This is a genomic window from Pseudomonas sp. USHLN015, assembly GCF_037153275.1.
Lineage (GTDB): Bacteria > Pseudomonadota > Gammaproteobacteria > Pseudomonadales > Pseudomonadaceae > Metapseudomonas > Metapseudomonas tohonis.
In genome coordinates, this window is sequence record NZ_JBBCKP010000018.1 from 40,480 (window position 1) to 67,168 (window position 26,689).

At 64.0% G+C, this 26,689-nt stretch carries 22 protein-coding genes; 15 read left to right on the plus strand and 7 right to left on the minus strand.

Annotated features, from left to right (window positions below):
- Window positions 1-157: 157 nt before the first annotated feature.
- The 3 genes from WFQ67_RS28665 to WFQ67_RS28675 all read right to left on the minus strand — a co-directional run bounded on the left by WFQ67_RS28665 (window position 158) and on the right by WFQ67_RS28675 (window position 6,028).
- On the minus strand, window positions 158-2,968 hold the full coding sequence (locus tag WFQ67_RS28665; protein WP_337058869.1) for an FAD-binding and (Fe-S)-binding domain-containing protein: 2,811 nt from the start codon (window positions 2,966-2,968) through the stop codon (window positions 158-160).
- A gap of 75 nt (window positions 2,969-3,043) precedes the next feature.
- Window positions 3,044-4,189 carry an FMN-dependent L-lactate dehydrogenase LldD gene (lldD, locus tag WFQ67_RS28670; protein ID WP_337058870.1) on the minus strand — a complete coding sequence of 382 codons (1,146 nt, stop codon included), beginning with the start codon at window positions 4,187-4,189 and terminating at the stop codon, window positions 3,044-3,046.
- A gap of 153 nt (window positions 4,190-4,342) precedes the next feature.
- Window positions 4,343-6,028 (minus strand): lactate permease LctP family transporter, encoded by a 1,686-nt coding sequence (locus tag WFQ67_RS28675; protein WP_337058871.1) that lies wholly within the window; start codon window positions 6,026-6,028, stop codon window positions 4,343-4,345.
- Between the two features lie 316 nt (window positions 6,029-6,344).
- Here WFQ67_RS28675 and WFQ67_RS28680 point away from each other — a divergent pair, with 316 nt between their 5' ends.
- Window positions 6,345-7,112: an FCD domain-containing protein gene (locus WFQ67_RS28680; protein ID WP_337058872.1), complete on the plus strand. Its 768-nt coding sequence runs from the start codon at window positions 6,345-6,347 to the stop codon at window positions 7,110-7,112.
- A 49-nt stretch (window positions 7,113-7,161) separates the two neighbouring features.
- Here the strand turns inward: WFQ67_RS28680 and smpB are convergent, their stop codons facing one another.
- Window positions 7,162-7,644, minus strand: coding sequence for an SsrA-binding protein SmpB (smpB, locus tag WFQ67_RS28685; protein WP_337058873.1), 483 nt, complete (start codon window positions 7,642-7,644; stop codon window positions 7,162-7,164).
- A 151-nt stretch (window positions 7,645-7,795) separates the two neighbouring features.
- Here smpB and WFQ67_RS28690 point away from each other — a divergent pair, with 151 nt between their 5' ends.
- Both WFQ67_RS28690 and WFQ67_RS28695 read left to right on the plus strand, forming a co-directional pair.
- Complete coding sequence (locus WFQ67_RS28690; RefSeq protein WP_337058874.1) at window positions 7,796-8,230, plus strand: type II toxin-antitoxin system RatA family toxin; 435 nt, start codon at window positions 7,796-7,798, stop codon at window positions 8,228-8,230.
- Complete coding sequence (locus WFQ67_RS28695) at window positions 8,223-8,534, plus strand: RnfH family protein (protein WP_271104067.1); 312 nt, start codon at window positions 8,223-8,225, stop codon at window positions 8,532-8,534. Before WFQ67_RS28690 ends, WFQ67_RS28695 begins: the two co-directional genes overlap by 8 nt.
- Window positions 8,535-8,603: 69 nt before the next feature.
- Here the strand turns inward: WFQ67_RS28695 and WFQ67_RS28700 are convergent, their stop codons facing one another.
- Window positions 8,604-9,125: an outer membrane protein assembly factor BamE gene (locus WFQ67_RS28700; protein ID WP_111260180.1), complete on the minus strand. Its 522-nt coding sequence runs from the start codon at window positions 9,123-9,125 to the stop codon at window positions 8,604-8,606.
- Between the two features lie 96 nt (window positions 9,126-9,221).
- On the opposite strand from WFQ67_RS28700, the gene fur reads away from it, so the two are divergent.
- Window positions 9,222-9,626 (plus strand): ferric iron uptake transcriptional regulator, encoded by a 405-nt coding sequence (gene fur / locus WFQ67_RS28705; protein WP_021222333.1) that lies wholly within the window; start codon window positions 9,222-9,224, stop codon window positions 9,624-9,626.
- A 71-nt stretch (window positions 9,627-9,697) separates the two neighbouring features.
- On the opposite strand, the gene recN is transcribed toward fur, so the two are convergent.
- Entirely contained in the window at window positions 9,698-11,371 is a 1,674-nt protein-coding gene (gene recN / locus WFQ67_RS28710) for a DNA repair protein RecN (protein ID WP_337058875.1), read from the minus strand.
- Between the two features lie 152 nt (window positions 11,372-11,523).
- On the opposite strand from recN, the gene grpE reads away from it, so the two are divergent.
- The 8 genes from grpE to WFQ67_RS28750 all read left to right on the plus strand — a co-directional run bounded on the left by grpE (window position 11,524) and on the right by WFQ67_RS28750 (window position 21,711).
- Window positions 11,524-12,093, plus strand: a complete 570-nt coding sequence (grpE, locus tag WFQ67_RS28715) for a nucleotide exchange factor GrpE (protein ID WP_111260178.1) — start codon at window positions 11,524-11,526, stop codon at window positions 12,091-12,093.
- 100 nt (window positions 12,094-12,193) lie between these two features.
- Entirely contained in the window at window positions 12,194-14,104 is a 1,911-nt protein-coding gene (dnaK, locus tag WFQ67_RS28720) for a molecular chaperone DnaK (RefSeq protein ID WP_173178988.1), read from the plus strand.
- A 123-nt stretch (window positions 14,105-14,227) separates the two neighbouring features.
- Window positions 14,228-15,355: a molecular chaperone DnaJ gene (dnaJ, locus tag WFQ67_RS28725; RefSeq protein WP_021222329.1), complete on the plus strand. Its 1,128-nt coding sequence runs from the start codon at window positions 14,228-14,230 to the stop codon at window positions 15,353-15,355.
- 76 nt (window positions 15,356-15,431) lie between these two features.
- Window positions 15,432-16,238: a 4-hydroxy-tetrahydrodipicolinate reductase gene (gene dapB, locus WFQ67_RS28730; protein WP_337058876.1), complete on the plus strand. Its 807-nt coding sequence runs from the start codon at window positions 15,432-15,434 to the stop codon at window positions 16,236-16,238.
- 184 nt (window positions 16,239-16,422) lie between these two features.
- A complete protein-coding gene (carA, locus tag WFQ67_RS28735) occupies window positions 16,423-17,559 on the plus strand; it encodes a glutamine-hydrolyzing carbamoyl-phosphate synthase small subunit (RefSeq protein WP_337058877.1) in 1,137 nt (378 codons plus the stop codon).
- Between the two features lie 36 nt (window positions 17,560-17,595).
- Window positions 17,596-20,817, plus strand: coding sequence for a carbamoyl-phosphate synthase large subunit (gene carB, locus WFQ67_RS28740; protein WP_213626344.1), 3,222 nt, complete (start codon window positions 17,596-17,598; stop codon window positions 20,815-20,817).
- Window positions 20,814-21,290 carry a transcription elongation factor GreA gene (gene greA / locus WFQ67_RS28745; RefSeq protein ID WP_111260173.1) on the plus strand — a complete coding sequence of 159 codons (477 nt, stop codon included), beginning with the start codon at window positions 20,814-20,816 and terminating at the stop codon, window positions 21,288-21,290. Before carB ends, greA begins: the two co-directional genes overlap by 4 nt.
- Window positions 21,283-21,711, plus strand: coding sequence for a DUF4149 domain-containing protein (locus WFQ67_RS28750; protein ID WP_337058908.1), 429 nt, complete (start codon window positions 21,283-21,285; stop codon window positions 21,709-21,711). The genes greA and WFQ67_RS28750 overlap by 8 nt, the downstream gene beginning before the upstream one ends.
- A 25-nt stretch (window positions 21,712-21,736) precedes the next feature.
- Here WFQ67_RS28750 and WFQ67_RS28755 read toward each other — a convergent pair whose 3' ends face one another.
- Window positions 21,737-22,051 (minus strand): YhbY family RNA-binding protein, encoded by a 315-nt coding sequence (locus WFQ67_RS28755; protein WP_173178980.1) that lies wholly within the window; start codon window positions 22,049-22,051, stop codon window positions 21,737-21,739.
- A gap of 499 nt (window positions 22,052-22,550) precedes the next feature.
- Between WFQ67_RS28755 and ftsH the strand changes: the two genes are divergently transcribed.
- The 3 genes from ftsH to glmM are packed head-to-tail and all read left to right on the plus strand — an operon-like array spanning window position 22,551 to window position 26,688.
- A complete protein-coding gene (ftsH, locus tag WFQ67_RS28760) occupies window positions 22,551-24,467 on the plus strand; it encodes an ATP-dependent zinc metalloprotease FtsH (protein ID WP_337058878.1) in 1,917 nt (638 codons plus the stop codon).
- A gap of 9 nt (window positions 24,468-24,476) precedes the next feature.
- The gene (gene folP / locus WFQ67_RS28765; protein ID WP_213626342.1) at window positions 24,477-25,328 is read left to right on the plus strand and encodes a dihydropteroate synthase; all 852 of its coding nucleotides are present in this window, start codon (window positions 24,477-24,479) and stop codon (window positions 25,326-25,328) included.
- A gap of 16 nt (window positions 25,329-25,344) precedes the next feature.
- Window positions 25,345-26,688, plus strand: coding sequence for a phosphoglucosamine mutase (gene glmM / locus WFQ67_RS28770; RefSeq protein ID WP_337058879.1), 1,344 nt, complete (start codon window positions 25,345-25,347; stop codon window positions 26,686-26,688).
- The last annotated feature ends 1 nt before the right edge of the window (window position 26,689 follow it).

Below are 26,689 nucleotides of genomic sequence, written 5' to 3' on the forward strand. Positions count from 1 at the left end.
ATTTCGTCGGGAAGGGGAGGCGGGATGAAACCCGGTCCGGATTGCGTCCGACTTGCCGTTTCGCTTGGCGGGGAGGCGGGGGGAGGCGATTTTGCCGAGCAAAAAAAGCCCCGCACAGGGCGGGGCGCAATCCGTGCGATGCACGGCAGCTTGAGGTTCAGATGGCCCGGGGGCGGGTGACGCGGTCCACCAGGTAGACCAGGCCGTGGTAGTCGATGCCGCCATGCTGGGTGAGGCCGATCTCGCAGGTGCGGCTGGTGGAGATGCCTTCCTCGCAGACCTGCACGGCGTCTTTCAGGCTGCGCAGCGAGTGGGCGTTGAGCTCCGGGGTGGTGAAGCCCTTGTCGCCGGCGAAGCCGCAGCAGTGGATGCCTTCGGGCACCACCACCTGGCGGGTGCAGCGGCGCACCAGGTCGATCAGGCCCTGGGATTCGCCCAGGTGCTGGGTACTGCAGGTGACGTGCACGGCGATGGGCTTGTCCTGGGGGGTGAACTCCAGGCGGTCGAGCAGGTGGGTGCGGATGAAGCGCACCGGGTCGAACAGGTCCAGGCGCGAGTCGAGGCCGTCCTGCACCAGGCGCAGGGTGCAGGGGCTGGTGTCGCAGTAGATGGGGTCGAGGCCGCCGCGACTGGCTTCCAGCAGGGCGTCGATCATTTCCCGACGCTTGGCTTCGGCCTGCCCGGCGTAGCCCTTGGAGGCGAAGGGCTGGCCGCAGCAGAGGCTTTCCAGCTGCGCGGGGAAGACCACCTGGTAGCCGGCCTTTTCCAGCAGCATGCGGGTCTTGTCCACCAGCGGCACCTGTTCGCCATCGCTGGCGGCGGGGCCCATGGCGCGGGATACGCAGGCGGCCAGGTAGACCACGCGGGGGCGGGCGTCGTGGGCCGGCGGGGTGAACGAGATGGGCTTGGCGGCCTGGGGCAGGGCGGGCGTCCATTGCGGCAGGCGCCCGGCGGAGAGGCGGCGCAGGGTGCCGGAGGTTTTCTCCAGCAGCGGCGCGCCCAGCAGGCGGCGTGCGCCGTCGGCCAGGCGTAGGGTCAGGCGTGCGCCCTTGAGCGCGGTGGCGAAGTGGCCGGCGAGCCAGTCGGCGCTGCCGGCGTGGTGGGCCGCGTTGCCACGCAGCTTGCGCACCAGGTCGCCGGTGTTGATGCCCACCGGGCAGCGCTGGGCGCAGAGGCCGGTGGCGGCACAGGTGTCGACGCCCTGGTAGGCGAAGGCTGCCTCCAGTTCGCGGGTGTCGATGCCGGCGCGCTTGCGCGCCTGGATGTCGCGCCAGATGACGATGCGCTGGCGGGGGCTGAGGGTCAGGCCCTTGGAGGGGCAGACCGGCTCGCAGAAGCCGCATTCGATGCACTTGTCGACGATCTCGTCGGCGGCGGGCAGCGGCTTGAGGTTCTTCAGGTGCAGTTCGCGGTCGTCGCTGAGGATGACGCCGGGGTTGAGGATGCCGGTGGGGTCGAGCAGGCGCTTGAGCTGCCACATCAGTTGGTAGGCGTCGCTGCCCCATTCCAGTTCGACGAAGGGCGCCATGTTGCGGCCGGTGCCGTGTTCGGCCTTTAGGGCGCCGCCGAATTCCACGGCGACCAGTTGGGCGACGTCCTGCATGAAGGCGTCGTAGCGGGCGACCTGTTCGGGGCTGTCGAAGCCCTGGGTGAAGACGAAGTGCAGATTTCCTTCCAGGGCGTGGCCGAAGAGGATGGCCTCGTCGTAGCGGTGCTTGTCGAACAGCTCGATCAGGCGGTTGACGCCGGCGGCGAGCTGTTCGACGGGGAAGGTGACGTCTTCGATGATCACCGTGGTGCCGGTCTGGCGCACGGCGCCGACGGCGGGGAAGGTGTCCTTGCGGATCTTCCACAGCTGGTTGTAGACGACCGGGTCTTCGCTGAAGTCGACCTTCTGCTCCACCGGGAAGTCGGCGATGGAGGCGCTGATGCGTGCCAGTTGCTCGTGCAGCAGGCTGGCGCTGGCGGCGCGGGATTCGATCAGCAGGGCGCAGGCGCTGGCGGACAGGGCCTTGACCCAGGTGGGCATGCCGGGCTTGTCCTGCACGGAGCGCAGGCTGCGGCGGTCCAGCAGTTCGACGGCGGAGACCGGTTGCTGCTTGAGCACGGGGACGGCGCGGCAGCAGGTTTCCACGTCGGGGAAGACGATCAGCGCGGAGGCCTTGTGCGGGTGCTCGGGCACGGTGTCGTAGGTCACCGCGCTGATGAAGCCGAGGGTGCCTTCGGAACCCACCAGCAGGTGGGTGAGGATGTCCAGCGGTTGGTCGTAGTCCACCAGGGCGTTGAGGGACAGGCCGGTGGTGTTCTTCAGGCGGTACTTGTGGCGGATCCTGGCGGCCAGCTCGGGGTTGTCTCGGGTCTGCCGGCCCAGTTCGCCGAGGCGTTCCAGCAACGCACCGTGGGTGGCGTGGAAGGCGGCGACGCTGACCGGGTCCTCGCTGTCGAGCAGGGTGCCGTCGGCCAGCACCAGGCGCAGGCCGGCGAGGGTGTGGTAGCTGTTCTGGGCGGTGCCGCAGCACATGCCGCTGGCGTTGTTGGCGACGATGCCGCCGATCTTGCAGGCGTTGATGGAGGCCGGGTCGGGGCCGATCTTGCGGCCGTAGGGGGCGAGCCAGGCGTTGGCCTGGGCGCCGATGACGCCGGGCTGCAGGCGGATCTGCTCGCCGCCCTTGCGGATGTCGCGGCCGTTCCAGTTGTCACCGAGGACGATCAGCACCGAGTCGCTGATGGCCTGGCCGGAGAGGCTGGTGCCGGCGGCGCGGAAGGTGACGGGCACCTGTTCGGCGTGGGCGGCGCGCAGCAGCCCGACCACTTCGGCTTCGCTTTCGACGCGTACCACCAGCTTGGGGATCAGCCGGTAGAAACTGGCGTCGGTGCCGAAGGCCAGGGTGGAGAGCGGATCGTCGAAGCGCCGATCGCGGGGGATCAGGCGTTCGGCGGTCTGGAGGAAGGCGGCGGGCAGGCTCATCGGTCGGGTCCTGTCATCAACGGTGGGCGCGGGCCGCTCGAGCGGCCTCGTCGGTTCTCTATAAGGTGCCGCGGGTCAGCGGCCGAGTTCGCGTACCAGCGAGTCGGCACTGATTTCGGCGATGCTCTTGGCGCCGGTGAGCACCATGGCCACGCGCATTTCCTTGTCGATCAACTCCAGCAGGTTGCTGACACCGGCACCACCGGCGGCGGCCAGGGCGTAGACGAAAGCACGGCCGAGCATCACGGTGTCGGCGCCGAGGGCGAGCATGCGCACCACGTCGAGGCCGGTGCGGATGCCGGAGTCGGCGAGGATCTTCAGCTCACCCTTCACCGCGTCGGCAATGGCGGGCAGGGCGCGGGCGCTGGAGAGCACGCCGTCGAGCTGGCGGCCGCCATGGTTGGAGACGACGATGCCGTCGGCGCCGAAGGTGACCGCGTCACGGGCGTCCTCGGGGTCGAGGATGCCCTTAATGACCATGGGGCCGTCCCAGAATTCACGGATCCATTCCAGGTCCTTCCAGGAGATGGACGGGTCGAAGTTGGCGCCGAGCCAGCCGATGTAGTCGGCCAGGCCGGTGGGGTCACCACGGTAGGCGGAGATGTTGCCGAGGTCGTGGGGCTTGCCCAGCAGGCCGACGTCCCAGGCCCAGGCGGGGTGGGTCATGGCTTGCAGCACGCGACGCAGCGGGGCGTTGGGGCCGCTCATGCCGGAGTGGGCGTCGCGGTAGCGGGCGCCGGGCACGGGCATGTCGACGGTGAACACCAGGGTGGTGACGCCGGCGGCCTTGGCGCGTTCCAGGGCGTTCTTCATGAAGCCGCGGTCCTTGAGCACGTAGAGCTGGAACCACATGGGACGCTGGATGGCCGGGGCGACTTCCTCGATGGGGCACACCGAGACGGTGGACAGGGTGAAGGGGATGCCTTTGTCCGCCGCCGCCTTGGCTGCCTGCACTTCGCCACGACGGGCGTACATGCCGGTCAGGCCCACCGGGGCCAGGGCCACGGGCATGGCGAGGGTCTCGCCGAACAGCTGGGTCTCGAGGCTGAGCTCGGACATGTTCCTCAACACCCGCTGGCGCAGGGCGATGGCGGAGAGGTCCTCGACGTTGCGCCGCATCGTGTACTCGGCGTAGGCGCCGCCATCGATGTAGTGGAACAGGAAGGGCGGCAGCTTGCGCTGGGCGGCGGCGCGGTAGTCGGTGGAGGCGGAGATGATCATGGGCTCTTCCGTCTGAGAGAAAAGTTTGGATCGAGCGAGCTAGAGCGAGACAAGGCGGAAATGGCCGAGGGAGCGGAGCCTACGACTGTAGGTGAGCATCTCCGAGGCCATTTCCAACGCCGTATCGCCGACGCGCAGCCGATCAGGGCACGGTCAGTGAACCAGCATGCCGGTGAAGACGTAGGCCTGCGCCAGCGTGATCAGGCCGACCAGGGCGGCGAAGATCAGGCTGTGCTTCAGGGTGAAGCGGAACAGGTCCGACTCCTTGCCGACCATGCCGGTGGCGGCGCAGGCCACCGCGATGGACTGCGGCGAGATCATCTTGCCGGTCACGCCGCCGCTGGTGTTGGCGGCCACCAGCAAGGTGTCGTTGACGCCGATCTGGTGCGCGGTGGTGGCTTGCAGGGAGCTGAACAGGGCGTTGGACGAGGTGTCCGAGCCGGTCAGGAAGACCCCCAGCCAGCCGAGGAAGGGCGAGAAGAACGGGAAGGCCGCTCCGGTGCCGGCCAGGACCAGTGCCAGGGTGGTGGACATGCCCGAGTAGTTGGTGACGAAGGCGAAGGCCAGCACCATGCCGATGGACAGGATCGGCCATTTCAGTTCTACCAGGGTTTCGCCAAAAGTGGTCAGACCATTTTTAACATTGACCTTGAGTACCAGCATCGACAGCAGCGCGGAGAAGAAGATCGCGGTACCGGTGGCGGAGATCGGGTCGAGCTTGAACACCGCCGGCATGGCCGTGGTGGTGGCCACGATGGGCGCGCCTTTCAGTACGAGCTGGTCCAGGTGCGGGATGGCGAACATGAAGACGAACTGCTCCAGTGCGCCGCCCGGGGCGAACATCGCCTTGAAGGGCTTGAGGGTCCAGATGGTCACCAGCACGGTGAGGATCAGGAAGGGCGACCAGGCCTTGAGGATCTCGCCGAAGCCGTAGGGCGAGGGCGTGGTGCTGCGCGGGCCGCCGAAGCCACCGAGCACCGCTGCGCCGCCGGAGACGCCGACCACTTCTGCGTTTTGCGCGCGGGCCGGTTGCCAGACCTTGAGGAACAGGGTGAGGGAAATCAGGCTGACCAGGGCCGAGGTGATATCCGGCAGTTCCGGGCCGATGAAGTTGGAGGTGAAGTACTGGGTGACGGCGAAGCTGCCACCGGCTACCAGGGCGGCGGGCCAGGTTTCCTTCACACCGCGCCAGCCGTCCATCATCGCTACCAGCCAGAAGGGCACGAGGATCGACAGGAAGGGCAACTGGCGGCCGGTCATGGCGCCGATCTTGAAAGCGTCGATGCCGGTGACCTGGCCGGCGACGATGATCGGAATGCCCAAGGCGCCGAAGGCCACCGGTGCGGTGTTGGCGATCAGGCACAGGCCGGCGGCGTAGAGCGGGTTGAAGCCCAGGCCCACCAGCAGGGCGGCGGTGATGGCCACCGGGGCACCGAAACCGGCGGCACCTTCGAGGAAGGCGCCGAAGGAGAAGCCGATGAGCAGCACCTGCAGGCGCTGGTCATCGGTGATCGACAGCACCGAGCTGCGGATCACTTCGAACTGGCCGCTCTTGACCGTGAGTTTGTAGAGGAACACCGCCGCGACGATGATCCAGGCGATCGGCCAGAGACCGTAGGCGAAGCCGTAGCCGGCCGCGGCGAAGGCCATGTCGGCGGGCATGTTGAAGGCGAAGATGGCGACGGCAAGTGCCAGCGCCAGGGTAATGGTGCCAGCGATGTGGCCCTTGAGGCGGAACACGGCGAGGGCGAGGAAGAAGAACACGATCGGGATCACGGCGACGGCAGCGGACAGGCCGAGGCTGCCGAGAGGGGTGTAGATCTGTTGCCATGCTTGCATGGTGGTTGGCTCCGTAATTGTTTTTGGAGTGCCTGTGGGCCGTCCGGGTGGGCGCGACGCTTTTGACGTTGCAGCAGGCATTGGCCGGATCTGGCGTACTTCGTCGAAATTGGTAATACCAATTTACAAAATCGACGGCTCAGGGTAAAAGTCTTACCGTGCGCATGTCAATTTCCTGTCCTACAACTTTGGTCGAGAGGGTTGTGATCGGGCTTTTCTTGTGTGCCGGGCGGGGGCTGGTTAGGCTGCCGCCGGATATGCGCGGGCTGCCGCGCCAGACTGCCCGGATGGGCTGTGGAAGTGAGTCGGGAGGGGTATGGGATTTGGTCAGGTGCGTCAGCGCCGTCTGTCGGATGACATCGTCAGTCACCTGGAGTCGATGATCCTCGAGGGCACTTTGAAGGCCGGCGAGCGGCTGCCCGCAGAACGCCTGCTGGCGGAGCAGTTCGGGGTGTCCCGGCCGTCGCTGCGCGAGGCGATCCAGAAGCTTGTGGCCAGGGGCTTGCTGGTCAGTCGCCAGGGCGGCGGCAACTACGTTTCCGCGGAGCTCGGCTCCACCTTCAGCGACCCTTTGCTGTCGCTGCTGGAGGGCAATCCGGATGCCCAGCGCGATTTGCTGGAGTTCCGCCACACCCTGGAGGGCTCATGCGCCTTCTACGCGGCGCAGCGCGCGACGTCCGTCGATCATGAGCGCCTGCGTGAAGCCTTCGAGACCTTGCAGGCCTGCTATATGCCCGGCAGCAAGGCGAGCCGCGAGGACGAGGGGGCGGCGGATGCGCGTTTCCACCTGGCGATCGCCGAGGCCAGCCACAACGCCGTGCTGCTGCACACCATTCGCGGCCTGTTCGAACTGCTCAAGCACAATGTGGTCACCAATATCGGAGGCATGTACCTGCAGCGCGACGAGACCCGCGACATGCTGATGAAGCAGCACCGGGCCCTGTTCGAGGCGATCATCGAGCGCCGTGCGGAGGAGGCGAGGGAGATTTCGCACCAGCACATCGACTACGTGCAGGAGGTGCTGGCGGAAGGGCAGCTGGAAGCGCGCCGCATGGAGCGTGCGCAGCGCAGGCAGGGGATATGAGGTCGCTGGCCTGAAGGGATGGTGCGGGTGACTGGCGCCGGAGCGGCGCTCAGTCTTCCTTGCCCTTGGTGCGCATGACGCGAGCGATCTCGCGATCGGAGTCGCGTTCCTTCTCGGTGGCGCGCTTGTCGAATTCCTTCTTGCCCTTCACCAGTGCGATCTCGCACTTGATCAGGTGGGCCTTCCAGTACAGCGACAGCGCTACGCAGGCGTAGCCCTTCTGCTGGACGGCGCCGATCAGCTTGCTCAGTTCGCGCTTGTGCAGGAGCAGCTTGCGGGTGCGGACGGGGTCGGCGATCACGTGGGTGCTGGCGGTTTTCAGGGGCGTGAAGTTGCTGCCGAGCAACCAGGCTTCGCCGTCCTTGAGCAACACGTAGCTGTCCACCAGTTGGGCCTTGCCGGCACGCAGACTCTTGACTTCCCAGCCGGCGAGGGCGAGGCCCGCCTCGAACCGCTGTTCGACGAAGTAGTCATGCAGAGCCTTCTTGTTCTGCGCGATGGAGCCTTGGGGATGTTTCTTTTGCTTAGCCATAGGCGCGGCATTATAGGGAGTCCCAGGCGTGGCCGCTACGGCGGCGTAGGCTTGAGCGCAAGGGGTGAATCCCTGACAATGCGCGCTCTTTTTTTGACCAGCCGTGTTGCTCGCTCAGGCGCAGCCGACTGACCGACGATCAGAGGCCCAGATGACCACCCATATCCAGCGCTCCGCTCTGCTGCCGTACCCTGCGCAGGCGCTTTACGATCTGGTCAACGACGTGGCGAGGTACCCCGAGTTCCTGCCCTGGTGCTCCACCAGTGAAGTGCTGCAGGCCAGCGAGACCGAGATGGTCGCCAGCCTCGGCGTGGCCAAGGGCGGGATCAGCCAGCGCTTCGTCACCCGCAACCGGCTGGTGCAGGGGCAGGTGATCGAGATGAACCTGGAGGAGGGGCCCTTCACCGAACTGCACGGCGTGTGGAATTTCAAGCCGCTGGGCGAGAAGGCCTGCAAGATCAGCCTGGACCTGTCTTTCGACTACGCCGGCCCCATCGTCAAGGCGACACTCGGGCCGCTGTTCAACCAGGCTGCCAACACCCTGGTCGACGCCTTTTGCCAGCGGGCCAAGCAGCTTCATGGCTGAGTCGATCCGAGTCGAGGTCGTTTGCGCGCTGGCCGAGCGTCAGCGCCTGCTTGGCCTGGATGTGGCCTCTGGCACCACGGCGCGCGCGGCCGTGATGGCGTCGGGCCTGGCTGCGGAGTTCCCCGAGCTGGACCTGGCGAGCTGCCCGCTGGGCATCTTCGGCAAGGCGCTGGCCAATCCCGAGGAGCGGGTGCTGGAGGAGGGGGACCGCGTCGAGGTCTACCGCCCGCTGCTGGCCGACCCGAAGGAGGTTCGCAAGGCGCGCGCCGCCCGTGCGGCCCAGGCGAGGGCGGCGGAGGAATAGCTGCCGGTTGGCCTGACAGGCGCCCAAGAAAAAGCCCGGAACCAGTCCGGGCTTTTTTCTGCGCAGCGTTTACTGTGGCGAGGTTTCCAGCGGCTCGGGCGTGGGCACCGGCACGGTTTCCACCTTGTCTACTTCCTGCTGGATCTGCTCGAGCAGCGAGCCGGGTTTCGGCTTCTCTTCCTGCTGTTGCTGGGCAGGCTTCTCGCTCTTCACTTCGGTGTTGCCGTCGCTGCCGAGGATGGCTTCGTCACGGCTCACGCCCGGCATGAAGTCACCTGCCAGGCCGATCAGCTGATCGCTGCCGTCGAACACCAGGCTGACGCGTTCCTGCTGGCGTTCGCCGCCACCCGGCTGGATGCTGTAGAGATAGTCCCAGCGGTTGGCGTGGAAGGTGTCGGTGATCAGCGGGTTGCCCATGATAAACCTCACTTGCCGCCGGGTCATTCCGGGCTTCAACTGGTCTATCATGTCCTGCGTCACGACATTGCCCTGCTGGATGTCGATTTTGTAAACCCCGGGGAATGAACAGCCGGCGAGTGCGACCAGGCCTGCAAATGTGAGGCTGGTCAGCAAGAGCTTGGTGTTTTGCATCGGTGGGTGACTTCCACTATCTTGGCTGGGCAACGAAAATCCGATCATACCCGCATTAAGGGAAGCTGCGAAGCAGCGTCCATGAGAAAGCTGACCATGGTTGAAAATAACGAACTTCGCAAAGCTGGCCTGAAGGTGACCCTGCCCCGGGTCAAGATCCTGCAGATGCTTGACTCCACCGAACAGCGCCACATGAGTGCCGAAGATGTCTACAAGGCCCTGATGGAAGCGGGTGAAGACGTGGGGCTGGCAACCGTTTACCGCGTGCTGACCCAATTCGAGGCAGCCGGCCTCGTGGTACGCCACAATTTCGATGGTGGCCATGCCGTATTCGAGCTTGCCGATGGCGGTCACCACGACCACATGGTCTGCGTCGACAGCGGTGAGGTGATCGAGTTCTTCGACACCGAAATCGAAAAACGCCAGAAAGAGATCGTCAAGGAGCACGGCTTCGAGTTGGTCGATCACAATCTGGTGCTGTACGTGCGCAAGAAGAAATAAGCGCGCTGCACCAGTAAATGGAAAAAGGCGACTTGCGAGTCGCCTTTTTCATTTATGGGTTGTGAAAGGCGTCAGCCCTGTGCGCTGGTGACCATCTTCCTGGCGTGGGCGATGGACTCTTCGGTGAGGTCCAGGCCGCCGAGCATGCGGGCGATTTCTTCGATGCGCGCCGCCTCGGTGAGGTTGGTCACGGCGGTGCGGGTTTCCTTGCTGCCGCGCACCTTGTGCACGAACAGGTGGTTGTGGCCTTGCGCCGCCACTTGCGGCAGGTGCGTCACGGTGAGCACCTGGCCGCGCTCACCGAGCCGGCGCAGCAACTGGCCGACGACTTCCGCGGTGGGGCCGCCGATGCCCACGTCCACTTCGTCGAACACCAGTGTTGGGACGCGGGATGTCTGCGCGGTGATGACCTGGATAGCCAGGCTGATGCGCGACAGCTCGCCACCCGAGGCGACCTTGGCCAGGGCCTTGAGAGGTTGGCCGGGGTTGGCGCTGACCAGGAATTCGACCTGCTCCAGGCCGTTGGCCTGCGGGTCCTGGCTCTGGATCGGGTGTAGCTCGATGGTGAAGCGTCCGCCGGGCATGCCCAGGCGCTGCATCTCGGCTTCCACTGCCTTGGCCAGCTTGCCGGCGGATTTGCCACGCAGCTTGCTGAGTTCTCCGGCCTTGGCCTGGTAGTGGCGGGTGTAGGAAGCGAGCTCTTCAGTCAGGCGCTCGACCGCTTCGTCATCCGCATTCAGCGCTTCGATCTCCTCCAGCAGCGATTGCTGCAGGCTGGCCAGTTCGCTTGGATGAACGCGGTGTTTGCGCGCGAGCGTGTAGATGGTGTCGAGGCGCTCCTCCAGTTGCTGCTGGCGTTGCGGGTCGGCGTCGAAATGATCGATGAAGCGATTGATCTCGCCGACCGCTTCCTCCACCTGGATCTGCGCGCTGGCCAGCAGGTTGACGGCTTCGGCGATGGCGCCTTGCTGGGTGTTGAAGGCGGTCAGGCGGTTGAGGCTGGAGGTGAGGGCGCTGAGCACGTTGCCCGCGTCGCTCTCGCTGCACATGTCCAGCACTTGGCGGCAGCCTGCGAGCAGGCTTTCGGCGTTGGAGAGGTTCTTGTGCTCCTGCTCCAACTGGTCGAGCTCGCAGTCGCCGAGGGCAAGATTCTCCAGCTCTTCCAACTGGTAGCTGAGCAACTGGTGGCGGGCGCGTTGTTCTTCGCCGCTGCGGGAGAGGCGTTCCAGTTCCTGGCGGGTCTGCTTCCAGCGTTGCGCGGCGAGTTGCACCTGGCGCGCCAGCTCGCTGGCACCGGCGAATTCGTCCAGCAGGCGACGATGGGTGTCGAGCTTGAGCAGCGACTGGTGTTCGTGCTGGCTGTGGATGTCGATCAGCAGCTCGCCGAGGGTCTTGAGGTCGCCCTGGGGGCAGGGGGTGCCGTTTATATAGGCGCGCGAGCGGCCTTCGGCGGTGATGACCCGGCGCAGGATGCAAGGGCCGTCGTTGTCCAGGTCGCGTTCGGCGAGCCAGGTGCGGGCCTCGGGAATGTCGTGCAGATCGAAGCTGGCGAGGATGTCCGCCTTGTCCGCTCCCGGCCTTACCACGCCGCTGTCGGCACGATCGCCCAGGGCCAGGCCCAGGGCGTCGAGCATGATCGACTTGCCCGCGCCGGTCTCGCCGGTGATCACCGACATGCCGCCGGCGAGTTCGAGATCCAGGTGTTCGACGATGGCGTAGTTGTGAACGGAAAGGTGGACCAGCATGGCGGCACTCCCAGGGCGATGGCTGGGTATTTATACAGTGTTTGTTTTCCGCCTGACAATCACCCCGCCCCCTTGAACCGACAAATTGCGACCCCATATAGGCGGACAGATCGCCGGGTTATTACCCGGCCCGTTTTTGAAAGGAGGAACGCATGGCTGACGAACAGACCCTGGACAACCAGAACCCTGAGGCGAACACCGCTACCGAGGCCGCCGGCGGCGAAGACCTCGTGACCCGTGTGCAGACGCTGGAAGAGCAGTTGGCCGCGGCCCAGGATCAGTCCCTGCGCGTTGCCGCCGAGTTGCAGAACATCCGCCGGCGCGCCGAGCAGGATGTGGAGAAGGCGCACAAGTTCGCGCTGGAGAAATTCGCCAATGACCTGTTGCCGGTGGTGGACAGCCTCGAGCGCGGCCTGGAGCTGAGCAGCGCCGAGGACGAGGCCATCAAACCGGTGCGCGAGGGCATGGAACTGACTCTCAAGCTGTTCCACGACACCCTCAAGCGCTACCAGCTCGAGGCGGTCGATCCTCATGGTGCGCCGTTCAATCCGGAACACCATCAGGCGATGGCGATGCAGGAAAGCACCCATGTAGAACCGGGCACCGTGCTCAAGGTGTTCCAGAAGGGCTACCTGCTCAACGGTCGCCTGCTGCGCCCCGCCATGGTGGTGGTCAGCAAGGCGCCGGCCGAAGTGCCGCCGTCCATCGACGAGCAGGCTTGAAATCCGGGCTGCGGCCCCCATCTGTTTAACCAAGCGTATTCATGCTGCCGCGACCAGTGAAACGGGGTCTCGGCAAATCCAAAGTTTCGGGAGAGAGAACATGGGCAAAATCATCGGTATCGACCTGGGGACCACCAACTCCTGCGTCGCCATCCTGGAGAACGGCAACGTCAAGGTGATCGAGAACGCCGAAGGCACTCGCACCACGCCGTCGATCATCGCTTACACCAACGACGGCGAGATCCTCGTCGGCCAGTCCGCCAAGCGCCAGGCGGTCACCAACCCGCACAACACCCTGTATGCCGTGAAGCGCCTGATCGGTCGTCGCTTCGAAGAAGACGTCGTGCAGAAAGACATCAAGATGGTCCCCTACAAGATCGCCAAGGCCGACAACGGTGACGCCTGGGTCGAGGTGAAGGGCCAGAAGATGGCGCCGCCGCAGATTTCCGCGGAAGTGCTGAAGAAGATGAAGAAGACCGCCGAAGACTACCTCGGCGAGACCGTGACCGAAGCGGTGATCACCGTTCCGGCCTACTTCAACGACAGCCAGCGCCAGGCCACCAAGGATGCCGGTCGCATCGCCGGCCTCGACGTCAAGCGCATCATCAACGAGCCGACTGCGGCCGCGCTGGCCTATGGCATGGACAAGGCCAAGGGCGACCACACCGTGATCGTCTATGACCTGGGTGGCGGTACCTTCGACGTGTCGGTGATCGAGATCGCCGAAGTCGACGGCGAGCACCAGTTCGAGGTTCTGGCCACCAACGGCGACACCTTCCTGGGTGGTGAGGACTTCGACATCCGCCTGATCGACTACCTCGTCGACGAGTTCAAGAAAGAATCCGGCATGGACCTCAAGGGCGACCCCCTGGCCATGCAGCGCCTGAAGGAAGCCGCCGAGAAGGCCAAGATCGAGCTGTCCTCCAGCCAGCAGACCGACGTCAACCTGCCGTACATCACCGCAGACCAGACCGGTCCGAAGCACCTCAACGTGAAGATTTCCCGCGCCAAGCTGGAAGCCCTGGTCGAGGACCTGGTCGCTCGTACCATCGAGCCGTGCCGCATCGCCCTGAAGGACGCCGGCCTGGACGTGGGCGACATCCACGAGGTGATCCTCGTTGGTGGCCAGACCCGCATGCCGCTGGTGCAGAAGCAGGTCGCCGACTTCTTCGGCAAGGAAGCGCGCAAGGACGTCAACCCGGACGAAGCCGTGGCCATCGGTGCCGCCATCCAGGGCGCCGTGCTGTCCGGTGACGTGAAGGACGTGCTGCTGCTCGACGTATCCCCGCTGACCCTGGGTATCGAGACCCTGGGTGGCGTGATGACTGCGCTGATCGAGAAGAACACCACCATCCCGACCAAGAAGTCGCAGGTGTTCTCCACTGCCGATGACAACCAGTCTGCCGTGACCATCCACGTGCTGCAGGGCGAGCGCAAGCAGGCCACCCAGAACAAGTCCCTGGGCAAGTTCGACCTGGCCGAAATCCCGCCGGCTCCGCGTGGCGTGCCGCAGATCGAGGTGACTTTCGACATCGACGCCAACGGCATCCTGCACGTGTCCGCCAAGGACAAGGCCACCGGCAAGCAGCAGTCCATCGTGATCAAGGCCAACTCCGGCCTGTCCGAGGACGAAATCCAGCAGATGGTGCGTGACGCCGAGGCCAATGCCGAGGAGGATCGCAAATTCGAAGAGCTGGCCGCCGCCCGCAACCAGGGTGACGCGCTGGTCCATGCGACCCGCAAGATGGTCACCGAGGCCGGCGACAAGGCCACTGCCGACGAGAAGGCGGCCATCGAGAAGGCGCTGGGTGAGCTGGAAGTTGCCGTGAAGGGCGACGACAAGGCCGAGATCGAAGCCAAGATGAACGCGCTGTCCCAGGCTTCCACTCCGCTGGCGCAGAAGATGTATGCCGAACAGCCCCAGGCGGGTGAAGGTGCTCCGGCCGGCGAAGACAAGGCATCCGATGATGCCGTCGACGCCGAGTTCGAAGAGGTCAAGGACAACAAGTAAGCGTCAGGCTTGCTTGCTCTCCTGCCTGCCGGGCCCAGCCCCGCAGGTTGATGCGCCGCGCGGGAGCTTGCTCCCGCGTCGGCGTGTCTGGAGGGCGCGAAATTTGAAGAGTGCAGAGAACCAATGGCTAAACGTGACTTTTACGAAATCCTCGGTGTCGAGCGGGGCGCCAGCGAGGCTGAGCTGAAGAAGGCTTATCGTCGTCTGGCCATGAAGTACCACCCGGACCGCAATCCGGACGACAAGGCTGCCGAAGAGAAATTCAAGGAGGCCAACGAGGCCTACGAAGTGCTCTCCGATGCCAGCAAGCGCGCGGCGTACGACCAGTACGGCCATGCCGGTGTCGATCCGCAGATGGGCGCGGGCGGTGGTGCGGGCTTCGGCGGCGCCAGCTTCTCCGACATCTTCGGCGACGTCTTCAGCGACTTCTTCGGTGGCCAGCGCGGCGGCCAGCGTGGCGGTGCCCAGCGTGGCAGCGACCTGCGCTACACCCTGGAGCTGGACCTGGAAGAAGCGGTGCGCGGTACCACCGTCACCATTCGCGTGCCGACCCTGGTCAACTGCAAGACCTGCGAAGGCTCTGGCGCCAAGAAGGGCACCAGCCCCGTCACCTGCACCACGTGCGGCGGCATCGGCCAGGTGCGCATGCAGCAGGGGTTCTTCTCGGTCCAGCAGACCTGCCCGCGCTGCCACGGCACCGGCAAGATGATTTCCGATCCCTGCGGCAGCTGCCACGGGCAGGGGCGCGTCGAGGAACACAAGACCCTGTCGGTGAAAGTGCCGGCTGGCGTGGACACCGGCGATCGCATCCGCCTGTCCGGCGAGGGCGAGGCTGGCGCCATGGGTGGGCCGGCCGGCGACCTGTACGTTGTGGTCAACGTGCGTGAGCACCCCATCTTCCAGCGCGACGGCAAGCACCTGTACTGCGAAGTGCCGATCAGCTTCGCCGACGCCGCCCTGGGTGGCGAGCTGGAAGTGCCGACCCTCGATGGTCGGGTCAAGCTGAAGATTCCGGAAGCGACCCAGACCGGCAAGCTGTTCCGTCTGCGCGGCAAGGGCGTGGCCCCGGTGCGTGGTGGTGGTGCGGGCGACCTGATGTGTCGCGTCGTGGTCGAGACTCCGGTCAACCTCGACAAGCGCCAGCGCGAGCTGCTCGAGGAGTTCCGCAAGTCCCTGCAGAACGACGGCTCCCATTCGCCCAAGGCCAGTAGCTGGTTCGAAGGCATGAAACGCTTCTTCGGCGATCTTTGACATCCCGGCCCAGGCTGCAGGCGAAGACTCGACGAGCGGCGCCTGCGGCCTGAGCTTGCAGCTTGGAGCTTTGTGTATGCGACGTATTGCAGTGATGGGCGCCGCCGGGCGCATGGGCAAGATCCTGATCGAGGCGGTCCAGCAGACCGGCGGTAGTGCCGGTCTGACCGCGGCGATCGATCGCCCGGACAGCACCCTGGTAGGGGCCGATGCCGGTGAGCTGGCGGGGCTCGGCCGCATCGGTGTGCCGCTGTCGGGGGATCTGGGCAAGGTGATCGACGAGTTCGACGTGCTGATCGACTTCACCCACCCGACCGTGACCCTCAAGAACCTGGAAATCTGCCGCAAGGCAGGCAAGGCCATGGTGATCGGCACCACCGGCTTCTCCCAGCAGGAGAAGGAGTTGCTGAGCGCGGCGGCCAAGGAAATCCCGATCGTCTTCGCCGCCAACTACAGCGTCGGCGTGAACCTCTGCCTGAAGCTGCTCGACACGGCTGCCCGTGTGCTGGGGGATGACGTGGATATCGAGATCATCGAGGCCCATCACCGCCACAAGGTCGACGCACCGTCCGGTACCGCCCTGCGCATGGGCGAAGTCGTTGCCAGTGCGCTCGGGCGTGATCTGGAGAAGGTGGCGGTCTATGGGCGTGAAGGCCAGACCGGTGCCCGTCCGCGCGAAACCATCGGTTTCGCCACTGTTCGCGCTGGCGATGTGGTCGGTGATCACACCGTGCTCTTCGCGGCGGATGGCGAGCGCGTTGAGATCACCCACAAGGCATCGAGCCGCATGACCTTCGCTCGTGGCGCGGTTCGCGCGGCGCTTTGGCTGGACGGTCGGGAAGCGAGCCTCTATGACATGCAGGATGTGCTCGGCTTGCGCTGAAACCGCCAAAAGGTCCTACTCCACGGTGGACCGAAAAAGGCTTCTCCTGTAAGCTGCAGCTTTAGTGTGTCCACTAAAAGTTACGCAGAATGGCTCAGATAAAAAAGCGGGGTGACGGTTCAAAACGTCATCCCGCTTTTTTACAACCTGCGTTTGCTTCAGCCTTGATCTACGGGAGGTCTTCTTGACTAAGCCAGCCATACTCGCGCTTGCCGACGGCAGCATTTTCCTCGGTGAGTCCATCGGGGCCGACGGCCAGACCATCGGAGAGGTGGTGTTCAACACCGCCATGACCGGCTATCAGGAAATCCTCACCGATCCTTCCTATGCCCAGCAAATCGTCACCCTGACCTACCCCCATATCGGCAACACCGGCACCACGCCGGAAGATGCCGAGTCCGATCGCGTATGGGCCGCCGGCCTGATCATCCGTGACCTCCCGCTGCTGGCCAGCAACTGGCGTAACAAGCAGTCGTTGCCCGAGTACCTGGAGGCCAACGGCACCGTGGCCATCGCCGGCATCGATACCCGTCGCCTGACCCGCATCCTGCGCGAGAAGGGGTCGCAGAACGGCTGCATCCTCACCGGTGAAGGCGCTACTGCAGAAAAAGCCCTGGAGCTGGCGCGCAGCTTCCCCGGCCTCAAGGGCATGGACCTGGCCAAGGTGGTCAGCTGCACCGAGCGTTACGAGTGGCGCTCCAGCATCTGGAACCTGAAGACCGACAGCCACCCGGAAATCCCGGCCAGCGAGCTGCCCTACCACGTGGTGGCGTTCGACTACGGCGTCAAGCTGAATATCCTGCGCATGCTGGTGGCCCGCGGCTGCCGCCTGACCGTGGTGCCGGCACAGACTCCGGCCAGTGAAGTGCTGGCGCTCAATCCGGACGGCGTGTTCCTTTCCAACGGCCCTGGCGACCCCGAGCCCTGCGACTACGCCATCGCCGCGATCAAGGAAATCCTCGAGACCGAGATCCCGGTCTTCGGTATCTGCCTCGGTCACCAGTTGCTGGCACTGGCTTCTGGCGCCAAGACCCTGAAGATGGGCCACGGCCACCATGGCGCCAACCACCCGGTCCAGGATCTGGACAGCGGCGTGGTCATGATCACCAGCCAGAACCACGGCTTCGCCGTCGACGAGGCCAGCCTGCCGGCCAACGTCCGTCCGATCCACAAGTCGCTGTTCGATGGCACCCTGCAGGGTATCGAGCGTACCGACAAGGAGGCCTTCAGCTTCCAGGGTCACCCTGAGGCGAGCCCCGGCCCGCACGATGTGGCCCCGTTGTTCGACCGCTTCATCGAAGCCATGGCCAAGCGCCGCTGAGCCTGTCGACTGACCCAAGGATTCGAGTGAGTAAAAATGCCTAAACGTACAGATATCAAAAGCATCCTGATCCTCGGCGCTGGCCCGATCGTCATCGGCCAGGCCTGCGAGTTCGACTACTCCGGCGCTCAGGCCTGCAAGGCCCTGAAGGAAGAAGGTTTCCGCGTCATCCTGGTGAACTCCAACCCGGCCACCATCATGACCGACCCGGCCATGGCCGACGCCACCTACATCGAGCCGATCAAGTGGGCCACCGTGGCCAAGATCATCGAGAAGGAACGCCCCGACGCCCTGCTGCCGACCATGGGTGGCCAGACCGCGCTGAACTGCGCGCTGGACCTGGAAAAGCACGGCGTGCTGGAGAAGTTCGGCGTCGAGATGATCGGCGCCAATGCCGACACCATCGACAAGGCCGAAGACCGCTCGCGCTTCGACAAGGCGATGAAGGACATCGGCCTGGCCTGCCCGGTTTCCGGCATCGCCCACAACATGGAAGAAGCGTACGGCGTGCTGGAGAAGGTTGGCTTCCCCTGCATCATCCGTCCGTCCTTCACCATGGGCGGTACCGGTGGCGGCATCGCCTACAACCGTGAAGAGTTCGAGGAGATCTGCGCCCGCGGCCTGGACCTGTCGCCGACCAGCGAGCTGCTGATCGACGAATCGCTGATCGGCTGGAAGGAATACGAGATGGAGGTGGTCCGCGACAAGAAGGACAACTGCATCATCGTCTGCTCCATCGAGAACTTCGACCCGATGGGTGTGCATACCGGTGACTCGATCACCGTGGCCCCGGCCCAGACCCTGACCGACAAGGAATACCAGATCCTGCGTAACGCCTCCCTGGCGGTGCTGCGCGAGATCGGCGTGGAAACCGGTGGTTCCAACGTGCAGTTCGGCATCTGCCCGAACACTGGCCGCATGGTCGTGATCGAGATGAACCCGCGCGTATCCCGCTCCTCGGCGCTGGCCTCCAAGGCCACCGGCTTCCCGATCGCCAAGATCGCCGCCAAGCTGGCCGTCGGCTACACCCTGGACGAGCTGTCCAACGACATCACCGGCGGTCGCACCCCGGCATCCTTCGAGCCGGCCATCGACTACGTGGTCACCAAGGTGCCGCGTTTCGCCTTCGAGAAATTCCCCAAGGCCGATGCCCGCCTGACCACCCAGATGAAGTCCGTCGGTGAGGTCATGGCCATCGGTCGTACCTTCCAGGAGTCCATGCAGAAAGCCCTGCGCGGCCTGGAAGTCGGCGTTGCCGGCTTCGATCCGAAGCTCGACCTGAACGATCCGGAAGCCGAGAGCACCCTGCGTCGCGAGCTGACCGTGCCCAGCGCCGATCGCATCTGGTACGTGGCCGATGCCTTCCGCGCCGGCAAGACCATCGCCGAGGTGTTCGAGCTGACCCGTATCGATGAGTGGTTCCTGGTCCAGATCGAAGACCTGATCAAGGACGAGGCGAACGTACAGACCCTCGGTCTGTCCGCCATCGACCGCGACCTGATGTTCAAGCTCAAGCGCAAGGGCTTCTCCGATGCGCGCCTGGCCAAGCTGCTCGGTGTTTCCGAGAAGAGCCTGCGTGCCCATCGCCACAAGCTCAAGGTGCTGCCGGTGTACAAGCGCGTGGATACCTGCGCCGCCGAGTTCGCCACCGACACCGCCTACATGTATTCGACCTACGAGGAAGAGTGCGAGGCCAATCCGTCGAGCCGCGAGAAGATCATGATCCTCGGCGGTGGCCCCAACCGGATCGGCCAGGGCATCGAGTTCGACTACTGCTGCGTGCACGCCGCGCTGGCCATGCGTGAAGACGGTTACGAGACCATCATGGTCAACTGCAACCCGGAAACCGTCTCCACCGACTACGACACGTCCGACCGCCTGTACTTCGAGCCGGTGACCCTGGAAGACGTGCTGGAAATCGTCCGCGTCGAGCAGCCGAAAGGCGTCATCGTGCAGTACGGTGGCCAGACCCCGCTGAAGATCTGCCGCGCCCTGGAAGAGGCTGGTGTACCGATCATCGGCACCAGTCCCGAGGCCATCGACCGCGCCGAAGACCGTGAGCGCTTCCAGCAGATGGTGCAGCGTCTCGGCCTGCGCCAGCCTGCCAACGCCACCGCGCGCAGCGAAGACGAGGCACTGGCCCTGTCGAAGAACATCGGTTACCCGATGGTGGTGCGTCCGTCCTACGTACTGGGCGGTCGGGCGATGGAGATCGTCTACCAGGAAGAAGAACTCAAGCGCTACATGCGCGAAGCGGTGAAGGTGTCCAACGACAGCCCGGTGCTGCTGGATCGCTTCCTCAACTGCGCCATCGAGGTGGACGTGGATGCGGTGAGCGACGGTGAGACCGTCGTGATCGGCGCGATCATGCAGCACATCGAACAGGCCGGCGTGCACTCTGGTGACTCGGCCTGCTCGCTGCCCCCGTACTCGCTGCCGAAGCACATCCAGGACGAGATCCGCGACCAGGTCAAGAAAATGGCCCTGGAGCTCGGTGTCGTCGGCCTGATGAACGTGCAGATGGCGGTGCAGGGCGAGGACATCTTCGTGATCGAAGTGAACCCGCGCGCCTCGCGTACCGTACCGTTCGTCTCCAAGTGCGTGGGTGAGTCGCTGGCCAAGGTCGCCGCTCGCGTCATGGCGGGCAAGAGCCTGGCAGAAGCCGGTTACCAGGAAGAGATCATCCCGCCGTTCTTCAGTGTCAAGGAAGCGGTGTTCCCGTTCGCCAAGTTCCCGGGTGTGGACCCGATCCTCGGCCCGGAAATGAAGTCCACCGGTGAGGTGATGGGCGTGGGCGACAGCTTCGGCGAGGCATTCGCCAAGGCTCAGCTGGGCGCCAGCGAGATCCTGCCGAACTCCGGTTGCGCATTCATCAGCGTACGTGAAGATGACAAGCCGGAAGCCGTCCAGGTCGCTCGTGACCTGATCGCCCTGGGCTTCGAAGTGGTTGCCACCGCCGGCACCGCCAAGGTGATCGAGGCCGCCGGCCTGCCGGTTCGTCGCGTGAACAAGGTGACCGAGGGTCGTCCGCATGTCGTTGACATGATCAAGAACGATGAGGTTACCCTGATCATCAACACCACCGAGGGGCGTCAGTCGATTGCAGACTCCTACTCGATCCGTCGTAACGCCCTGCAGCACAAGATCTACTGCACCACCACCATCGCGGCGGGGCAGGCGGTCTGTGAGGCGCTCAAGTTCGGTCCCGAGAAGACCGTTCGCCGGCTGCAGGATCTGCATGCAGGAATCAAGGCATGAATAAATACCCCATGACCGTCCAGGGCGCGCGTGCCCTGGAAGAGGAACTGGCTCATCTGACCAAGGTGATGCGCCCGCAACTCAGCCAGGCCATCGGCGAGGCGCGTGAGCTGGGCGATCTCAAGGAGAACGCCGAGTACCACGCCGCGCGCGAGCAGCAGGGCATGGTGGAGGCACGCATCCGCGACATCGAAGGGCGCCTGCAGAATTCTGTGGTCATCGATGTCACCGCCATCGCCCATACAGGAAAGGTGATCTTCGGCACTACGGTGGATATCGCCAACGTGGAAACCGATGAGACCGTGACCTACCAGATCGTTGGCGAGGATGAAGCCGACATCAAGCAGGGCAAGCTGTCGGTGGGATCACCGATCGCCCGCGCCCTGGTGGGCAAGGAAGAGGGCGATGTGGTGACGGTCAAGACCCCGAGCGGGCTGATCGAGTACGAGATCGTCGAGGTCCGCCATATCTGATCGTCGGCGGTTCCGCGCAGCGACAGCCAGTTGGCAGCTGGCCCAGACACTCTGGGTCGGCGGCCTCTGGCTTCTGCACTTCGTTGTTGTGCCTTCCCTGGAGCGCGTCGGTCTGGCGCCGTTGCTGGTGGAGGAGATCACTCGCAGCCTGACGCCGTTGCTGGTGGCATTCACCGCTTTCTGTGCGCTGGTTCAGGGGTTCGTGCTGGTCCAGATCGAAGGTGTCCGCAGCCTGCAGCGCGATTCGCGCGGGCAGTTGCTGGTGGCCGTTCTGGTGATGGCGGTGGTGTTCCTGCTGGTGAACCAGTTGCAGCCGAGTGCGATGCGCTGGCTGGCGTTCAACTACCTGGTTCTGGCGTTCTGTGGCGCCTTGCTGGTGATCCAGCCGGTGCCGGTGGGCGAGAAGGTCCGGGCGCGCTGAGCGCGCCACGGTCATCGGCCTGGGTTCAGAGCCCGCTGAAGCGGCTGATGTTGGACAGGTTGCGATTCGGCTTGGGATTGCGGCGATAGACCAGGGCCATCTTGCCGATCACCTGGACCAGTTCGCATTTGCCGGTGCTGCACAGCTCATCAATGAGTGCGCGGCGGTCATCGCGCTCGGTGATGCGGAATTGCACCTTGATCAGCTCGTGATCGTTGAGTGCGCGCTCCAATTCGGCGAGCACGCCTTCGGTCAAACCATTTTCAGCCACGATCAATACCGGTTTCAGGTGGTGGCCGATAGATTTGTATTGCTTCTTGTGCTCCTGAGAGAGCGCCATAATCAGACCCCTGCGAAAAAAGGCGACTAGTTTACCCGAGTCATTTCGGGGCGCACAGCTGAACAGGCGGTGTCCCGCAGCTCGTACCAAGACTAGTCAGCATTGGCTGAAGGAGCCTCTGTCATCGGCGTGTAATCCGCCCGCAGGTTCGAGGTCTCTTTCGAATGTCCGACAAGGCTTGTGATTTTCGAGAGTGCCCCAATATGAGGGGTGTCGGGTCTGCATACGCGGTCCCCTCTCTTTCGTCGAGCGACTGTTCCTCCAGGCAATACCCGCTCGCGCGTGTTCTTTGCGAGGAATAGACTGCAACGGCCGACTTGTTTTTCGGTCTGAATGGCCAGGCTCGGTTGTTTTGCGAGTGCCATGCTTCATAAAGGGTTACAGACGGCGTCTGCCAGGGGCAGGGGTTGTATAGTAAGTTAGGCCGGTTGATAACCAGCCGTCATGCGGGGCGCGTCCCAGGGCGGGATCTGCTCCAGAGGGTAGCTAATTGAACGATATGGCAAAGAATCTCATCCTGTGGCTGATCATCGCCGCCGTCCTGGTCACGGTGATGAACAACTTCTCCAGTCCGAGCGAACCGCAGACGCTGAACTATTCCGATTTCATCGGTCAGGTGAAGGAAGGCAAGGTCGAGCGCGTCACCGTCGATGGTTTTGTCATCACCGGCAAGCGTAACGACGGCGACTCCTTCAAGACCATTCGTCCCGCCATCCAGGATGGCGGGCTGATCGGCGATCTGATCGACAACAACGTCATCATCGAGGGCAAGCAGCCCGAGCAGCAGAGCATCTGGACCCAGTTGCTCGTCGCCAGCTTCCCGATCCTGGTCATCATCGCTGTCTTCATGTTCTTCATGCGCCAGATGCAGGGCGGCTCCGGTGGTCGCGGCGGCCCCATGAGCTTCGGCAAGAGCAAGGCGCGCCTGCTGTCCGAAGATCAAGTGAAAACCACCCTGGCCGATGTCGCTGGCTGCGACGAAGCCAAGGAAGAAGTGGGCGAGTTGGTCGAATTCCTGCGTGACCCGGGCAAGTTCCAGCGACTGGGTGGTCGCATCCCCCGTGGCGTGCTGATGGTGGGGCCGCCCGGCACCGGTAAGACGCTGCTGGCAAAAGCCATTGCGGGTGAAGCCAAGGTTCCCTTCTTCACCATTTCCGGTTCCGACTTCGTCGAAATGTTCGTCGGCGTGGGTGCGTCCCGTGTTCGCGACATGTTCGACCAGGCCAAGAAGCATGCGCCCTGCATCATCTTCATCGATGAGATCGACGCTGTCGGTCGCCACCGTGGTGCCGGCCTGGGTGGTGGTCATGACGAGCGTGAACAGACTCTCAACCAGTTGCTGGTGGAGATGGATGGTTTCGAAATGAACGACGGCATCATCGTCATCGCCGCGACCAACCGTCCTGACGTGCTGGACCCGGCTCTGCTGCGCCCGGGGCGCTTTGATCGCCAGGTGGTGGTCGGCCTGCCGGATATTCGTGGCCGCGAGCAGATTCTCAAGGTGCACATGCGCAAGGTGCCCATGGGGGACGACGTCGACGCTGGTGTGATCGCTCGTGGTACCCCTGGTTTTTCCGGCGCCGACCTGGCCAACCTGGTCAACGAGGCTTCTCTCTTCGCCGCTCGCGTCAACAAGCGCATCGTCGAGATGAAAGAGTTCGAGCTGGCCAAGGACAAGATCATGATGGGCGCCGAGCGCAAATCCATGGTCATGTCCGAGAAGGAGAAGCTCAATACCGCTTACCACGAAGCAGGTCATGCCATCGTCGGTCGTATCGTTCCCGAGCATGATCCGGTCTACAAGGTCTCCATCATCCCGCGTGGTCGTGCCCTCGGTGTGACCATGTTCCTACCGGAAGAGGATCGCTACAGCCTGTCCAAGCGGGCGCTGATCAGTCAGGTCTGCTCGTTGTTCGGTGGTCGTATCGCCGAAGAGATGACCCTGGGTTTCGATGGCGTGACTACCGGGGCATCCAACGACATCATGCGTGCCACTCAGATCGCCAAGAACATGGTGACCAAGTGGGGCCTGTCCGAGAAGCTCGGTCCTTTGATGTATGCAGAGGAAGAGGGCGAGGTGTTCCTGGGGCGCAGCGCTGGTGGCCAGCACTCCAGTGTCTCGGCGCAGACCGCGCAACTGATCGATCAGGAAGTGCGCAGCATTATCGACCACTGCTACGCCATGGCGAAGCAGATCCTTGTGGACAACCGCGACAAGCTGGACATGATGGCCGAGGCGCTGATGAAGTTCGAAACCATCGACGCCGAACAGATCGACGACATCATGGCCGGTCGCCAGGTTCGTGAGCCCAAGGACTGGCAAGGCGGCCCGGGTGCCTCTTCCGGCAAACCTGCCCCTCGCGAGGAAGCTCCTCGTACCGAGAACCCGATCGGCGGGCCGGCTGGCGAACACTAAGGTTCCTACATGAGTTCCACGCAGTACCTGACCCGGTTGCCTTGCGGCAACCGGGTTCTTGATTTGGGGCGCCCACACGTGATGGGCATCCTCAATGTCACTCCAGACTCCTTCTCCGACGGCGGGCGTTTCAGTCAGCACGATGCGGCGCTTCGTCACGCCGCCGAGATGGTAGCCGCCGGCGCTACGCTCATTGATGTAGGGGGGGAGTCGACCCGGCCTGGAGCGCGGGCGGTTTCTCCTACCGAGGAGTTGGAGCGTGTCGCTCCGGTGGTCGAGATGATCGCCCGCGAGTTGGACGTGATTATTTCCCTGGATACTTCGACGCCCGCCGTCATGCGTGAAGGCGCTCGATTGGGGGCGGGGATGATTAACGATGTCCGCGCACTGCGACGTGATGGTGCGCTGGATGCGGTAGCCGATACCGGCCTGCCGGTTTGCCTGATGCACATGCTCGGTGAACCGGGGAACATGCAGGAGAATCCGCAGTACGAGGATGTCACGCGTGAGGTCGCAGGGTTTCTTGTCGACCGCATGGCGGCCTGCGTCGCTGCAGGTATACCGGTGGAGCGTATTCTGCTGGATCCGGGATTTGGCTTCGCCAAGACCCTCGAACACAACCTGGGCCTGTTCAGGCATCTCGAAGAACTGAATGGTCTCGGGCGTCCCCTGCTGATAGGTGTTTCACGCAAGAGCATGGTGGGTCAGGTGCTGGGTCGCGATGTCGATCAGCGCCTTTACGGTAGTCTGGCTCTGGCGGCCCTGGCCGTGGCCAAGGGCGCCTGCATCCTGCGGGTGCACGATGTGGCCGAGACTGTCGATGTCGTACGCATGATCGCTGCAGTACAGGCAGCGGAATAAGAAACACGGAGCATTCATGAGCAGAAAGTATTTCGGCACCGATGGCATTCGCGGCCATGTTGGGCAGTTCCCCATCACCCCTGATTTCATGCTCAAGCTGGGTTGGGCTGCCGGCATGGCGTTCCGCAAGCAGGGTAAGTGCCGCATCCTGGTCGGCAAGGACACCCGTATCTCCGGGTACATGTTCGAGTCCGCGCTGGAGGCCGGTCTTTCCGCCGCAGGTGCCGATGTGATGCTGCTCGGGCCGATGCCGACCCCGGCCATCGCCTACCTGACCCGGACCTTCCTCGCCGATGCGGGGATCGTCATCAGTGCCTCGCACAATCCGCACAACGACAATGGCATCAAGTTCTTCTCCGGCCAGGGCGTGAAGCTCTCCGACGAGGTCGAGCTGATGATCGAGGAGTTGCTCGATCAGCCCATGGTGGTGGTCGAGTCGGCCAACCTCGGCAAGGTTTCGCGTATCAATGATGCGGCCGGCCGCTACATCGAGTTCTGCAAGAGTACGGTGCCCATGAGTACCGATCTCGCGGGGCTCAAGATCGTGGTCGATTGCGCGCACGGGGCGACTTACAAGGTCGCTCCCAGTGTGTTTCGTGAGTTGGGCGGCAGCGTATCGGTGCTCGCGGCTCAGCCCAATGGGCTGAACATCAACGACAAGTGCGGTTCCACCCACATGGAAGCGTTGCAGGCGGAAGTGGTGGCCCAGCATGCGGACATCGGCATCGCCTTCGATGGTGATGGGGATCGTGTGCTCATGGTCGATCACACCGGCTCCGTCGTGGACGGTGATGAGCTGCTGTTCATCATTGCCCGCGACCTCCATGAGCGTGGCAAGCTCCAGGGGGGCGGTGTAGTCGGGACGTTGATGAGCAACCTCGGGCTCGAGCTCGCTCTGGGCGAGCTTGGCGTGCCTTTCACGCGCGCTAAGGTTGGGGATCGCTATGTCATAGCCGACATGCAGGAGCGGGGCTGGAGTCTCGGTGGTGAGAACTCGGGGCATATCCTCTGCAGTCATTTCACCACCACCGGGGATGCCTTGATCGCTGCGCTTCAGGTGCTGCTGGCCCTGCAGCGTTGTGGCCAATCGCTGGCAGAGGCCCGTCAAGGTATGCGCAAGTGCCCTCAGGTGCTGTTGAACGTGCGCTTTGCCGGCGGCGGTGTCGACCCGGTCGAGCACCCCGCGGTGAAGGATGCCTGTGCCCGTGTCACTGAGAAGATGGCGGGGCGCGGACGCGTGCTGCTGCGCAAGTCCGGCACCGAGCCGTTGGTTCGCGTGATGGTCGAGGGCGACGACGAAAGCCAGGTCCGCGGTTACGCGGAAGAACTGGTTAAAGTCGTAACCGAGGTATGTGCTTGAT